The following is a 14,416-nucleotide window of genomic DNA, read 5'->3' as shown; positions in this document are numbered from 1 at the left end:
ATAAATGGCTAATATCAGCACTATTGTTAAAAGCGACCGGTACAGGATAGCCGCCGATATAGGCGGCACTTTTACCGATGTGGTCGTTCAAAATACGACCACAGGTGAATTACTTGCGGCGAAGTACCCGACCACGCCCAGTGATCTATCGGACGGAATATTGCGCGCTTTCGGCCAGGTCATCGACGATTTCGCCGAGGTCGAGTTTGCGGTACACGGGACGACGCAAGGATTGAACGCGCTGCTATCTCACTCTGGCGGCAGGATTATGCTCTTGACGACCGCCGGCGCTCGCGACAGCTTCTTCATCATGCGGGGATCGCGACCGCGAAGGGAAATGTACAACAACAAGTTCCAGCGTCCCGAACAGTTCGTTCGCCGGCGGGATACATTGGAGATAGGGGGTCGCCTTGACTACGAAGGCAACGAAATAGCGGAAATAAATCTGGGCGACCTGCAAGCCGCGGCCGAACACGCGAGGCTGAACGGGATCCAATCGGTGGCGGTCTGCTTCCTGTTCAGTTACAAAAATTCCGACCACGAGATTGCCGCTCGCGAATTTCTGGAGCGGAACGTCCCAGGAATTTCGGTGTCACTTTCGCACGAAGTCGCACGTGAGTGGCGCGAGGCGGAGCGAGCGGCGTCGACCGTGGCCGATGCCTATATCAGCCCGCTGGTTCGGCAATATCTTGGGGTCGTAGAATCGCGCTTGAAAAAAAGAGGGCTTACCGTACCGCTTTATGTAACGCGGTCCAGCGGCGGCCTGATGTCTGTCAAACAGGCGAGTAAACAGCCTATTCAAACCCTCTTTTCTGGCCCGGTCGGCGGCATCATAGGAGCGGCGGAAATGACAAAGCTTTTCCGCACGGATAATGTCATATGCGCGGATGTCGGAGGGACCAGCTTCGACGTCAGTCTCGTCGTTGACGGTAAGCCGCGGGTTGTCAATCAGACGACGCTCTCTGGCATGGACATTATCATGCCCGTTGTTGAAATTGAATCGATTGGTGCTGGCGCTGGTTCGATAGCCTATATCGAAGCGGGCGGCCTTCGCGTGGGCCCTGAGAGTGCAGGAGCCGAACCGGGCCCGGCCTGTTACGGGAAGGGCGGCACAGCACCCACGGTTACCGACGCACAAGTGTTTCTAAATCGCTTCTTGCCACGCGCGGAGTTGGGCGGAACAGTTCGGATCGACCGCGCAAAAGCGGAGGCCGCGCTCACGAGGGTAGCAGAGTCGCTTGGAATGGACGCAGAAACGCTTGCGGAAGGCATACTGGACATCACGAATGCTAAAATGGCGGATACTATCCGCAGAATTACCGTCGAACAGGGTATCGAACCGCGGGATTTCTCTATCGTCGCGTTTGGCGGCGCCGGCGCGATGCACGCCGCCTTTATCGCAGAAGCCCTGGAAATCACTGAAGTCGTAGTGCCTCCGCACGCGGGCGTATTCTCCGCCTGGGGGATGCTGCATTCGCCCATGCGCCACGATATCGCGGTTCCATTCAACAAATTCATAGAGGATGTCGAAGAATGTGAGATTTCTCGCAGATTCGAAGAACAGTCAGAGCTTGCAAAAGCTCATTTGGATGCGGAAACAGGCGGTAAGGCCGACATACGCTACCAACACCTCCTCGATCTTCGATATGATGGGCAGGAGTATACTGTCACTGTGGAACTCCCGCAAAATAGGACGTCGGTTCACCAAATTTCCGAGATTTTCCATCAAGCCTATAAACAGCGTTATGGTCATTCCCATCCTGATGCGTCGATAGAGATCGTCGCATTGCGCTTGGTAGCGACCGCTCCGATGGGAAATGGCGTTGCCCCGGACACATCCAGCACGCAAACGACAGAACTGAAATTCACAGAACGCGATGTGATGTTCGGCGGCAAGTGGCTGAAAACGCGGATCTTCAATAGCGAAGACCTGTACCGAGGCGACGAGCTGGATGGTCCGCTTATTGTCGACGCCGGTCTTTCCACCACTGTCGTTTCTCCCGGATCGCGCCTCGTTATCGAGGCGAATGGGATTATGCGCATCGTGGTAGGGCGACAAGAAAGTAAATCTTGAATTCCATGATTGTTGAAATTGCTCATAAAACTAGGTTTGACGCCCGGCGAGCAAAGCCCCGCGGCAGGCGCTGTACGTCCTGCTTGCCCTTTCTGTTGTCGAGATCGGTCTGGATCTTGGCCAAGCCGGTCTCGATCTCATCCGACAGCTCATCAACATCCGTCGCACGATGGCGTCGACGGCCACCATTTCGCGGCTGACCGTGGAAAGGAAGGGCGGCCACGGCCAAGCGTAACCGCCCGGTTGTCACCGCTGCCGGCTATCGTCGTGATGGCTTAAGACGCGTGTTTAACGACGTCGTTTGCGACGTGACTGAGGCGAGGTTCGCGATGTGTGGAAATTCTTGGGCAGGAACGGCGGCGTCGATGGGGTGATGCTAAGAAGGTCGACATTGTCATGTCGGTTGACGTTTCTGGAGCGGCGATAACGAAGGGTAGCCCATCGGCACGATGCGGTAGCAGCTTTACTTCGATACCGACGTGAACGCCCTCGTTGGGGCGCGCCGTGGTGATGAGGGTGAGCATAACGGCGGCGCGGGCGGCGCCACTGCGAAGGTCCAGCTGCGCCATCCCGGCAGTTCCCCCATATCAGTTTCGAAGTGGCCACCGAAGATTTGATATTAGCCGGTTCCGGGACCATCGCTAAGCTAAGAAAAAATGGATCTATGGATGATCTTGAGCGGGGGAGAAAATCAATCACGGACGCAGTTACGTGATTGAGACCAATATCTGCAAGGCAACGGCGTGGTCGCGAACCCTTCATCTAGACGGATGTGCTGAATGGATGCGGTGGCTTTGCCGACGCCGGCCACCAGGTGCGCAAGTGGGAGATATCCCATGAAACGTGGACTGGAAGGCAAGACGTCGGTCGCAGCGGAAAGCGTAACGGTTGTGAGATGCCGGCCGCAGCACCCGGCACTGTAATTGTCCAGGCGTAAGTCTCACGAAGGAACCCCAACTTGGAAATGCCCCGCCACATGACGCTATCCTCGATCGCCAATCCTGACCTGGCTCCATTGTTCCACAACTATCCGCGCTGGGATCTACCCGACTACCGCCGGCACGGCTTCCATAACCTCCACACCACTGCGCGTTATGCCATGTCGCTGCGCGCCCCCCGCGTACTACCGCTCAGGAAGCAGATCAACTGGACCATCGGGGACCGACCCGAAGTCGCACGGCTCCTCGCCATGCCGCACTTCTCGGCCTTCGTCGTGGTGCGCGACGAGCGCATCCTCTACGAGAGCTATGCGCCGGATTTCGGGCCCGAGAGGCCACATCCCATTATGTCTATCACCAAGACGACACTCAACCTGATTCTCGGCCGCTGCGTCGCTGAGGGCCTCATTGACCTCGACCGCAGGGTCGCGGACTACCTGCCGGAAATCGGCACCGGCTATGCAGATGCCACCCTACGCGATGTAGCCGACATGAACGTCGCCACGAACTTCTACGAGGACTACACCGACCCCGACGGACCGATGTTGGCCCTGGAAGCTGCTGGAGGCTTGCTTCTGCTGTCGGATGGTAAAAAGGTGCAGACGGTCCGTTCTTTCTACCAAGGCATTAGCAGCGACGATGTTACAAATCGCACCGGGTACGCGCTCTACAATAGCGCCAACAGCGGTATCCTTGGCTGGATCATAGAGCGCGCCAGCGGCCAGGCACTGCGCGACTGGCTGATCGAGATCGTCGAAGCGGCCGGCATCGAGGGATGCTTCCACATCACCTGCGACCGCGAGGGCGTGCCGGCGGTCGGCGGTGGCGCCTGCCTCTCAGCGCGCGATCTCGCGCGCTATGGCCTTCTCTTCGCGCGCAAGGGCGAGGGCATCGACGGCCGTCGCGTGGGCGATGCGGCCTTCATCGAAGAGACGCGACGCAATCCCGGCCCTCCCATGCCGAAGCCGCGCGACTGGATGCGCTATAGCCGCCAGTTGACGACCGACGGCACCTGGCTCGGCCATGGCGGCTACGGTGGCCAGTACATGCTCGCAAATCCTGACACCGGCATCGTCGTCGTCTACTTCAGCGTACNGCCATGGCGGCTACGGTGGCCAGTACATGCTCGCAAATCCTGACACCGGCATCGTCGTCGTCTACTTCAGCGTACTCGAAAACACAGGCGACCCCGACCCCGATCCCAACTTCCAAGGTCCTCTGGTGAAGATGATGGCCGAGCTCGCCGCGGAAGTTTGAGCGGGTTGTTGGCCTGCCGCAGCATTTACTAAGAAACGAATAACGAAGCAAAGGGGAAATACAATGACAATTAATCGACGTGATATTCTCAAGGGTGCCGCAGGCTCGTCCGTTGCCATTGCTGGACTGAACTGGTCCAGCCTGCAGGCGATTGCGCAGCAGACAAAGAAGAACACGCTGACCTGGATTTGGGACGTAGCGTACCAGAACATGAACCCAGCCATTGCCAATGCGGCCGAAGCCTATGTCCTAGGCAACGTCTACGAGACCCTCTTTGCCTACAAGGACGGCAAGGTTCTGCCGAAACTGGCGACCGCTTGGGAAGGCACGGAGGGTGGCAAGACCTGGACCGTAAAATTGCGCGAAGGGGTAAAGTTTCACGACGGCTCGCCGATGAATTCGGCAGCGGTCAAGAAGTCGTTCGAACATACGCGTGATCTTGGGAAGGGCAACAGTTACCTAATTGCTGGTTTGGAGCATGTGGACACGCCGGACGAGCATACCGTCCTCTTCCGGTTCAAAGATGTCATCGCCTTCGATCTCGTGGCGGGTGGAAGTGGTTTCGTGATCGGCCCGGCAGGCATCGACAAGGGCGACGAATGGCTGAACCAGGGCAATGCGATCGGCACCGGCCCCTACAAGTTGACAGAGTTTCAGCAGGGAAAGCTGATCGTCCTCGACAAATTCGAAGATTACTGGGGCGGATGGAAAAGCGGCCAGATCGACCGTGTCCTTCACCCCTATGTGGCCGAAATGTCGACGCGCATTCAGATGATCCGCTCCGGAGAAGCAAGCATTTGCCCTCGTATTCCCGCTTCGCAGATGGAGAGCCTAAAGACTTTATCAAATGTTTCCGTCGCGGATATTCCGAGCTGGCGCACACAATTCTATATGATTAACACGCACAAATACCCCACAGACAATTTAAAATTCCGCCAAGCTCTGTTATCTCTTTGGGATCACGAGTCGGTACTGAAGGACATCTTTCATGGCATCGCCAAAAAGCCGGTAGGTCCCGTCGTTTCGACCATGTGGGGTCACGGAACATACGACGTGGGCACATATGATCCACAAAAGGCTCTATCACTCCTTGAAGAATCGGGCGTTCCTAAGAAGGATTGGAGGATAAAGGCGCTGTACTACGCCGGTAATCAAGAGCAGATTGATGCAATAGAGCTGTTCCGGGCCAACGCTGAGGCTGTCGGGCTCGATGTCGAGCTTGAGCTTGAGGCGGTTGCCACCAGCTACAACGCCAAGGCACGGTCTCCGGAGACCACCGGTCACCTGAACGCGATGGTAAATTGGCCCGGTTATCCCTCTCCACAGGACTTTTTGGGAATCTTTAAGGGCGAAGAGAAACCCGTCTGGAACTTCTCCTACTACCACGATGAAGAGTACGACCGCCTGGTAGGCGAGGGCTTCAAATTGGAAGGTCTCGACAAAGACATTGCGGCTAAGACGTATATCGCTGCCCAGGACAGACTGATGCAGAACGCCGTCGCCATCTTTTATGCCGATGTTGACCGGGTCGTCGCCTATTCCTCCGATATCAAAGGAATGGAACAAGCCAACAATCCCGCCTACGAATGGATCTCCCTCTACAGCTTGAGCAGATAGCTGCTAGGCGGAAAGTAGCGGGAGGATATCACGAATATGGCAATGCACTTGGTTCAGCGACTGTTGATGATCATTGGCGTCGTACTTGGCGTCGTCACCATAATGTTCGTCCTGAGCCGAGTGCTTGCCCCCTCGCCAGCGGAGTTAATGCTGGGGCAGCGGCCTTCGTCTGAAATGATCGCCAAAATGAACGACGAACTCGGGCTCAATAGGCCGCTCGCGGTTCAATATCTGGGTTTCATTGGCAATATGCTGCGTGGAGAATTGGGCAATAGCCTGCTGACCGGACGGCCCGTGCTGTTGGAGGTGCGCGAGCGATTAGGCGCGACGTTCGAACTCACTACCTTGGCGATGGTGCTCGTTCTGCTTATGGGCGTTCCGATTGGAATCCTTTCCGCAGTAAGGCAGAACTCGGTCATCGATAATGTCGTCCGGACGGCCTCGGTTGCCGGCGTCGCGATCCCCTCTTTCATCCTGGCGATGTCACTGCAGCTCCTCTTTTACGGCGCGCTTGGATGGCTACCCCTCCACGGTCGCGTGGATACTTCGATCCTTTTGGGTAACCCTATCAGGCCGATCACCGGCTTGTTCCTTATAGATGCCCCGCTTACCGGCAATTGGGAGGGTTTTACGAGCGCTCTTGTACACATAGCGCTACCACTCCTCACCTTGATCATCCTGCTGCTTGCTACCGTGACACGCATCACGCGCAACATGATGATTGAGGTTCTGAAGGAGGAATACATTCGGACTGCGTTTGCCTATGGGCTGCCGAAGTCCGCGATCTATTATCGGTATGCCTTGAAGGCCACCCTCATACCGATCCTGACGGTCATTGGATTGACCTATGGCTACCTTCTGGGCGGAGCCGTTGTGGTCGAGGCTGTCTTCGACTGGCCGGGGCTCGGTTCCTTTGTGGTTTCGTCGATCGCGCAGAATGATTACCCCGCCTCGCTCGGCGCCACACTCTTTCTGGCCGGCATATACCTCTTGGTCAATCTGATCGTCGACCTTCTGTATGCGGTCGTCGATCCCCGGCTCAGAACAGCGTAATGGAGATGATGATGCAACCCGATGTCATCGAGTGGCCCGACCGGCTGATCCTTGCAAGAGCATTCTTCAGACAGCACCGGCTGTTCGTTTTTGGCGTGGCCATCCTCCTGGTGGTGGTTTCATGTGCAGTGCTGGCCACCTGGATTGCACCCTATGAGCCGACCAAAATCATGATGTCGGAGCGGCTTTTGGCGCCCGGCGCCGAGCATCTGATGGGCACGGATCGCTTCGGCAGGGACATCTTCGCCAGGGTGCTCCATGGAGGAAGGATATCGCTGCTCGTAGGCCTATGTGTTGTCCTTCTATCCTTAGTCATCGGCGTTCCCATCGGACTTGTGGCAGGGTATTTCGGTGGCAGGACCGACCTTCTCTTGATGCGTATTGCAGATGTCTTTTTGGCCTTTCCGCCTTTGCTTCTGCCGATCGCCATCATTGCTGCACTTGGTCCTGGCATTTGGAGCGCCGTGATCGCGCTTGGTGTCTCATGGTTCCCAGGAACGGCGCGTATTATGCGCGGCGCCGTTCTGCGGGTGCGCGAGGAACTTTACATCGGCGCCGCGCGAACGATCGGTTTGGGGCATCTGACCATTCTGGTTCGGCACGTCCTGCCAAACTCGCTGACTCCGGTCATCGTTGCGGCCTCGGCGGATTTTGGCTACGCGATCCTGGCCGGGGCATCGCTGAGCTTTATTGGCTTGGGCGCAAGGGCTCCAGCGGTCGAGTGGGGGCTGATGGCGGCGGATTCCCGGGTCGACTTCCTCGATCACTGGTGGACAGCGCTGTTTCCGGGTCTGGCCATTTTCGTGACAGTGCTTGCGCTCAATCTCGTTGGGGACGGTCTCCGCGATATCCTTGACCCAAAGCAGGGCCGAAGGGAATGAGCGATCCAGTTCTTCAGGTTAGCGGCCTCGGAGTGGCTTTTCCCGGCCTTTTCCGATCGATTTCGATCCTGCGCGGCGTTGATTTCGAAGTTGCCGCAGGCGAAGTGCTCGGCTTGGTGGGCGAGTCGGGCTGCGGGAAGTCCATGACCGCGAGCGCTTGTCTTGGCATGGTGCCGCCGCACGGCTGCGTCACCGGCAGCATCAGGATTGACGGGCAGGAGGTGATTGGGCGGCCCGAGTCGGAACTGCGTGCCATGCGCGGCAGCCGCGTTGCGATGATCTTCCAAAATCCGATGCGTTCCATGAACCCGTTCTTCACGCTTGGACGGCAGATGATCGATGTCATCTGTTGCCACCGACCGGTCGGCCGGGCAGAAGCGCGTTCCGTGGCCTTAGGCGAGCTCAAGGCCGTGCGCATCCCTGACCCGGATCTGGCACTTGAGAAGTACCCGCACCAGCTGTCGGGCGGACAGATCCAGCGTGCCCTGATTGCGCTTGCGCTCGCCTGCCAGCCGCGCCTTTTGATCGCCGATGAGCCGACGACGGCGCTTGACGTGACCATCCAGGCACAAATCGTCTGGCTCGTGCGGCGTCTGGCCGATGAGAAGGGCCTTGCCGTCGTGTTCATCACACACGATCTCGGCATCGTTTCGCAACTTTGCGACCGCGTGGCCGTCATGTATGCGGGCCGGATCGTTGAGATGGGGAGCGTGGAGGCGGTGATCGACCAGCCTCGCCATCCCTACACGGCAAAGCTGCTGGGTACGGTTCCCGTAGTTGGCCGCGGTCCCCGCGATCTCGTCTCAATCCCCGGCCATGTACCCGATCCTGGGGTAATACCGACGGGCTGCGCGTTTCACGACCGGTGCGACCGGGCGACTGGCGTCTGCGCAGACGCCGACCCGCCGGCCCAGACCTTTGGCGACGGCCACCTGGCGCTATGCCATAACGCCGTTCGCCATCAGCAGGTCACGGAGACACCATGAACGCCGCACCACCCGTTCGCCTGGTCTCCGTGGAGGGCCTGTGCAAAGTCTATCCCACGCGCCACGGTGCCATAAAGGCCTTGGACGACATCAGCTTTCAGATCGCGCCGGGCGAGACTCTCGCACTCGTTGGCGAGTCGGGCTGCGGCAAAAGCACGCTCGCCTTTGCGCTCCTGGGGCTTGTGAAGTTCGATGTAGGCACAATCGAGATCGGCGGCAATGTAGTCACCGCCCACCTGCACGGGACCACAATGCCCCCACGCCGCGACATCGGCGTGGTGTTTCAGAACCCACATTCCTCGCTCGATCCGAGGATGAAGGTGCGCTCGATCGTCGGCGAACCGCTGAGCGGTATCCTAGGCATGCGCGGCGAGTCCGTCACCCGGCGCGCCAGCGAATTGCTGAGCCAAGTTGGACTCGGCGCGGACTACCTCAACCGTTATCCCCATCAGCTCTCGGGTGGGCAGATGCAGCGCGTTGCCATCGCACGTGCGTTGGCGCTTGAACCACGGCTGCTTGTCCTCGATGAGCCTACCGCCGCGCTTGATGTCTCCGTGCAAGCCCAGATTTTGAAGCTTCTTAAGGCTCTCCAGGCAAAAACAAACGTCAGCTATCTGTTCATCACCCACGATCTTGGCGTCGTCGACTACATCGCCCACCGTGTCGCCGTCATGTATCTTGGCCGGATCGTGGAGAGCGGGTCCGTTGATGAGGTCTTCGCCGGTCCGCGCCACCCGTACACCCGGGCATTGCTCGACGCTGTGCCGGTCATCGACCCTCGGCGACGGCGCCAGTCCCCACCGCTCGACGGCGAGGTCCCCAGCCCTCTCAACCGCCTTCCCGGCTGCGCCTTCGCACCACGTTGCCGTTGGGCGGCGGACGAGTGTCGCTCATCGGAGCCTGCGCTTTGCGAAGAAGAGCCAGGACGGAGGGCTTACGCATGTTTCCGTCCATTGTCGCCCCAAACGACGTCCAGATAAGGAGAAGCCAGGTCGTACTGGAGGTCGGCGCGAGCGTCTATCAAACCGCGAAGAGTTCTGTTCTCGACTGGATGTAGCGGGCAGGGCTAACGACATCGACGACTGTGTTGTGAGTGGCTGACGGTGGAAAGCCGACGCTCTGTTTCCTGAGTTATAAGAATCCCAATTTGAAAGGCCCGCGCCGCATGAAGCTCCCCTCAATCGCCAATCCCGACCTCGTTCCCTTGTTCGACAACCAACCGCGCTGGAACCTGCCCGACTACCGCCGCCGCGGCTTCCATAACCTCCACACCACGATGCGCTACGGCATGTCGCTGCGCGCCCCCCGCGTCCTGCCACTCAGGAAGCAGATCGACTGGACCATCGGCGAACGCCCCGGCGTCGCACGTTTCCTCACCATGCCGCATTTCTCGGCCTTCATCGTGGTACGCGGCGAGCGCATCCTCTACGAGCGCTATGCGCCGGACTTTGGGCCCGACAGGCCGCATCCCATCATGTCTATCACGAAGACGACACTCAACTTGATGCTCGGCCGCACGATGGCCGACGGCCTCGTCAATCTTGATGAGCGAGTAAGCACTTATCTGCCGGAGATCGGGACGGGCTACGCCGAGGCTACCGTCAAGGCGGTCGCCGACATGAACGTCGCCAACGACTTCTCAGAGGACTACAGCGACGCCCAAGCGACAGTCTACAACATGGACGCCGCCAGCGGCTCGCGCCTGCCGCCGGAAGGCCAGAAGGAGGAAACGATCCGCTCCTACCTCTGCGGCGTCACCGGCGGCGACCTGGCAAATCGCACCGGGTACGCGCTTTACAAGTCGAGCAACACTGAAGTGCTCGGCTGGATTATCGAGCGCGCCAGCGGCCGGGCGCTGCGCGACTGGCTGATCGAGATCGTCGAGGCGGCCGGTATCGAAGGCTGCTATCACACGGCCTGCGACCGCGAGGGCGTGCCAGTGTTCGGCGCCTACCTCTCAGCTCGAGATCTCGCGCGCTACGGACTGCTCTTTGCGCGCAAGGGGGAAGGTGTCGACGGCCGCCGCGTCGGCGATGCCGCTTTTATTGAAGAAACACGTCGAAATCCCGGCCCGCCCATGCCGAAACCACGTGACTGGTTCCGGTACAGCAATCAAATGGCGACCGACGGCACCTGGCTCGGCCATGGCGGCTACGGTGGCCAGTACATGCTCGCAAATCCTGACACCGGCATCGTCGTCGTCTACTTCAGCGTNTGACGACCGACGGCACCTGGCTCGGCCATGGCGGCTACGGTGGCCAGTACATGCTCGCAAATCCTGACACCGGCATCGTCGTCGTCTACTTCAGCGTGCTCGAGAACACGGGCGACCCCGACCCCGACCCCAAGTTCCAGGGCCCTCTGGTAAAAATGATGGCCGAACTCGCCGCGGAAGTCTGAGTGCATGGCCGCGAGAGTTTCACAAACTAACCCGATTTTGGAAAGGGCCTCCGTATGACGCTCCCCTCGATCGCCAATCCCGACCTCGACATCTTGTTTGACAATCAACCGTGCTGGAACCTGCCCGACTACCGCCGCCATGGCTTCCACAATCTACATACCACGATGCGCTATGGCATCTCTCTGCGCGCGCCCCGCGTCCTGCCTCTTAGAAAGCAGATCGACTGGACCATCGGGGAGCGGCCTGAAGTCGCACGCTTCCTCGCCATGCCGCATTTCTCGGCTTTCATCGTGGTACGCGGCGACCGCATCCTCTACGAACGCTATGCGCCGGAGTTTGGGCCTGACAGGCCGCATGCCATCATGTCTATCACCAAGACGACCCTCAACCTGATGCTCGGCCGCGCAGTGCGCGAGGGCCTCGTCAATCTGGAGGAGCGAGTAGGCACCTATCTGCCGGAGATCGGAAGCGGCTACGCCGCGGTTGCCGACATGAACGTCGCTAACGATTTCGTCGAAAATTACGACGACCCCGATGTGTCGTACTTCGACATGGAGGTCGCCACGGGCTGGCGCCTGCCGGCGGAAGGCAACATAGAGGGCACCACCCGCTCCTTCCTGTGCGACATCACCGGCGGCGATCTTGTAAACCGCACCGGGTACGCGCTTTACAAGTCCGCCAACAGTGATGTCTTGGGCTGGATCATCGAGCGTGTCAGCGGCCGGCCGCTGCGCGACTGGTTGATCGAGATCGTCGAGTCCGCCGGCATCGAGGTATGTTTCCACATCACCTGCGACCGCGACGGGATGCGGACCATCATGGGCGGCGCATCCCTTTCTGCGCGGGATCTCGCGCGTTACGGGCTGTTGTTTGCGCGCATGGGCGAGGGTTCGACGGCCGCCGAGTGGGCGATGCCGCCTTCATCGAAGAAACGCGAAGCAATCCCGGCCCTCCCATGCCGAAGCCGCGCGACTGGATGCGCTAAGTCGCTAGATGCAGACCGACGGCACCTGGCTCGGCCACGGCGGCTCTGTCAACGGCCAATACATGCTCGCGCACCCCGAGACCAGGACCGTCGTCGTCTACTTCAGCGCGAACGAAAACTCGATCGCTCCGGATCCCGACCCCGCCTTCCAAGGTCCTCTGGTAGAGACGATGGCCGAAATCGCTGCGCAATCTTGAGTTGACCGACGGCCTGCGTCGACATTCCGGTTGACCGGCGGCTGCAATGCAACTGCCGTGCTTTGATGTGGCCATCGCGCTTCTTGGTCGAACCACAAGTCGCTAATAAACCAAAAAGGGTGTGGAGAAAAAGATGAAGCCAATTAACACCACTTTTACGGAAGCTGACGTCGCACGCGACATCGGCTACGTTTCTATGGCGGACGGAACGCGCATCGCTCATATTACGTGGCGCCCGAAAACCGGCCGCTATCCGACCATATTTTGGTATTCCCATTATAAAGCAAGTGCCGCACCTTTCGAAATGGCAAAGCCGTTTCTCGAAGCCGGCTACGCTTTCGTTGGTGCCAACTTCCCGGCCACGGGTTGCTCAGAAGGAATCGTTGAATATTGGTATGACAATAAGGAAGGCGTTTATGGAGCCGAGGTGGTGGAATGGATTGCCCGACAGCCCTGGAGCGACGGCAACGTTGGAATGATCGGTAATTCAACTCCCGGCGTCATTCAATTCTCGGTGGCAGCAGAGCGACCTCCTCACCTAAGAGCCGTCGTGGCGAGCGGGATAGGGGATGGCTACGACAATTTTGTCTACGTTGGCGGGATGTTCCAGCTGGGTGCCGCGGCCTGGGAAGTCACGACCAAGGCGACGCAGGCAGCCGGTGCAGAATGGCGCATAAACGCGGGTGATAGCCAATGCGCTGCGATTCGCCAGGGTAAGCAAGGCGTTAAACGCGGATTTCTCGATGAGATCAGAAGCCGCCCACTCAAGGATGAATGGTGGGACTCAGTCACATTGGCGCGCACGGAGGTTGCCGGCAAGGTCGATGTCCCGACCATGATCGTTGCCTCGTGGCAAGATGAATCCTGCCGCTGCGCCAGTCAAAGCGCCCGGCTATTTACTCACCTACTCAGAAGTGTGAAGAACAAGAAACTTCTGCTGATGAACGGTGATCACAATGTGGCCGGTCCCCACCCAACTATGGGAGTCCGAAGCTTTGGCTTTGTGGATACGGAGCAGATGAAGTTCCTGGACCGTTGGGTGAAGGGCATAAAGAATGGCGTCGAAAACGAAGCTCCCGTCACTGTGTATTGGGACGTTCGAGAGGTTGATGGAAACGCTAAGAAAGCATTCGCGGGTTGGACCACAACGCACGAGACTTGGCCAGAACCGACCGTTGAGCGTCGTCCCTTCTATCTGACCGCTGACGCCGCGCTGTCTGTTGAACAGCCGATTGGTAGCCCAGCCGATGGCGTCCGCGCCTATCTTTATCCTACGGCCGCAGAGCTCGTTGGCAGCAGCGAGCAGTTTGCACTCCAGCCATATTCTCCAGGCGTATTGAATTACAAAACAGAGCCGGCGGATTCAGACATGGTTTTGCTCGGGAACCCGGAGGTCACGCTGTATATCAGTATTGACTACGGAGATGACGCGGACCTTGGTTTAACGCTGAAAGACGTCGATGCCGAGGGCAATGTACTCTTTTTACAGGGAGGCTTGCTAAGAGCTTCGCTGCGCGCGGTCGATGAACCAGAGACCCACGCCGATGAGGTCGTTCATACGTTCCGGAAAAGCGAGAAACTCGTACCGGGTGAAATCTACGAGATACGGATGTCATTGCTGAACCCAATTGCTCACGTTGTCCGGCGAGGGCACCGTCTCGAGCTAACTATCGGCGCACCGTGCTCAATTCTCGACCAGCAGACCGCTCCCCAACGATATCCGCACAACTTTCAAAGCAGCATCCCGGTCGGTGGCCCGTCCGTCAACAGGGTCTATCACTCGAAGAGGTACCCTTCGAAAATCCTGCTTCCCATCATACCGGGGGCAGTTGCGCAAGCATCCGCGCCTGACCCCCTCACGTTGCGAGGCCAACCTTCTCGAAAGCAAACTGAATTTGTGCCTGGAGGGCTGTCGATTCTCTAGCTTTAACCCAGACGCTACTTCCTATGCGGACAGCACCCCGGTGAACCGCTACGGGGTGGCGAATGAGGAACTATAGCTTTGAACTACCTATGTGTGAGTAGAG

At 58.6% G+C, this 14,416-nt stretch carries 13 protein-coding genes; 12 read left to right on the top strand and 1 reads right to left on the bottom strand.

Annotated features, from left to right (window positions below):
• Positions 1–4 precede the first annotated feature (4 nt).
• A complete protein-coding gene (locus X771_RS137115; RefSeq protein ID WP_023690407.1) occupies positions 5–2,074 on the top strand; it encodes a hydantoinase/oxoprolinase family protein in 2,070 nt (689 codons plus the stop codon).
• Positions 2,075–2,096: 22 nt separating this feature from the next.
• On the opposite strand, the gene X771_RS1000000168450 is transcribed toward X771_RS137115, so the two are convergent.
• Positions 2,097–2,303, bottom strand: a complete 207-nt coding sequence (locus X771_RS1000000168450) for a hypothetical protein (RefSeq protein WP_156936051.1) — start codon at positions 2,301–2,303, stop codon at positions 2,097–2,099.
• 735 nt (positions 2,304–3,038) lie between these two features.
• On the opposite strand from X771_RS1000000168450, the gene X771_RS137120 reads away from it, so the two are divergent.
• From X771_RS137120 to X771_RS137155, 11 genes are all read left to right on the top strand, one after another.
• Entirely contained in the window at positions 3,039–4,151 is a 1,113-nt protein-coding gene (locus tag X771_RS137120) for a serine hydrolase (RefSeq protein WP_245262805.1), read from the top strand.
• Positions 4,135–4,269, top strand: a complete 135-nt coding sequence (locus X771_RS1000000168960) for a hypothetical protein (RefSeq protein ID WP_023690405.1) — start codon at positions 4,135–4,137, stop codon at positions 4,267–4,269. The genes X771_RS137120 and X771_RS1000000168960 overlap by 17 nt, the downstream gene beginning before the upstream one ends.
• A 63-nt stretch (positions 4,270–4,332) precedes the next feature.
• Positions 4,333–5,886: an ABC transporter substrate-binding protein gene (locus X771_RS137125; protein WP_023690404.1), complete on the top strand. Its 1,554-nt coding sequence runs from the start codon at positions 4,333–4,335 to the stop codon at positions 5,884–5,886.
• A 36-nt stretch (positions 5,887–5,922) separates the two neighbouring features.
• Positions 5,923–6,939, top strand: coding sequence for an ABC transporter permease (locus X771_RS137130; protein ID WP_023690403.1), 1,017 nt, complete (start codon positions 5,923–5,925; stop codon positions 6,937–6,939).
• The gene (locus X771_RS137135; RefSeq protein ID WP_023690402.1) at positions 6,939–7,820 is read left to right on the top strand and encodes an ABC transporter permease; all 882 of its coding nucleotides are present in this window, start codon (positions 6,939–6,941) and stop codon (positions 7,818–7,820) included. The genes X771_RS137130 and X771_RS137135 overlap by 1 nt, the downstream gene beginning before the upstream one ends.
• Positions 7,817–8,806 (top strand): ABC transporter ATP-binding protein, encoded by a 990-nt coding sequence (locus X771_RS137140; RefSeq protein ID WP_031203275.1) that lies wholly within the window; start codon positions 7,817–7,819, stop codon positions 8,804–8,806. Before X771_RS137135 ends, X771_RS137140 begins: the two co-directional genes overlap by 4 nt.
• Positions 8,803–9,786, top strand: a complete 984-nt coding sequence (locus X771_RS137145) for an ABC transporter ATP-binding protein (protein ID WP_023690400.1) — start codon at positions 8,803–8,805, stop codon at positions 9,784–9,786. The genes X771_RS137140 and X771_RS137145 overlap by 4 nt, the downstream gene beginning before the upstream one ends.
• A 113-nt stretch (positions 9,787–9,899) precedes the next feature.
• Positions 9,900–11,024 carry a serine hydrolase gene (locus X771_RS137150; protein ID WP_156936049.1) on the top strand — a complete coding sequence of 375 codons (1,125 nt, stop codon included), beginning with the start codon at positions 9,900–9,902 and terminating at the stop codon, positions 11,022–11,024.
• Entirely contained in the window at positions 11,021–11,206 is a 186-nt protein-coding gene (locus X771_RS1000000168955) for a serine hydrolase (protein WP_198025866.1), read from the top strand. The genes X771_RS137150 and X771_RS1000000168955 overlap by 4 nt, the downstream gene beginning before the upstream one ends.
• A 54-nt stretch (positions 11,207–11,260) precedes the next feature.
• Positions 11,261–12,394, top strand: coding sequence for a serine hydrolase (locus X771_RS01470; RefSeq protein WP_023690397.1), 1,134 nt, complete (start codon positions 11,261–11,263; stop codon positions 12,392–12,394).
• Between the two features lie 128 nt (positions 12,395–12,522).
• Positions 12,523–14,313, top strand: a complete 1,791-nt coding sequence (locus tag X771_RS137155) for a CocE/NonD family hydrolase (RefSeq protein WP_031203267.1) — start codon at positions 12,523–12,525, stop codon at positions 14,311–14,313.
• Positions 14,314–14,416 lie beyond the last annotated feature (103 nt).

The sequence above is a fragment of the Mesorhizobium sp. LSJC269B00 genome, from assembly GCF_000502815.1.
GTDB lineage: Bacteria > Pseudomonadota > Alphaproteobacteria > Rhizobiales > Rhizobiaceae > Mesorhizobium.
Note: the sequence above shows the minus strand (reverse complement) of the source record. Positions and strands in the feature narration are given on the sequence as shown.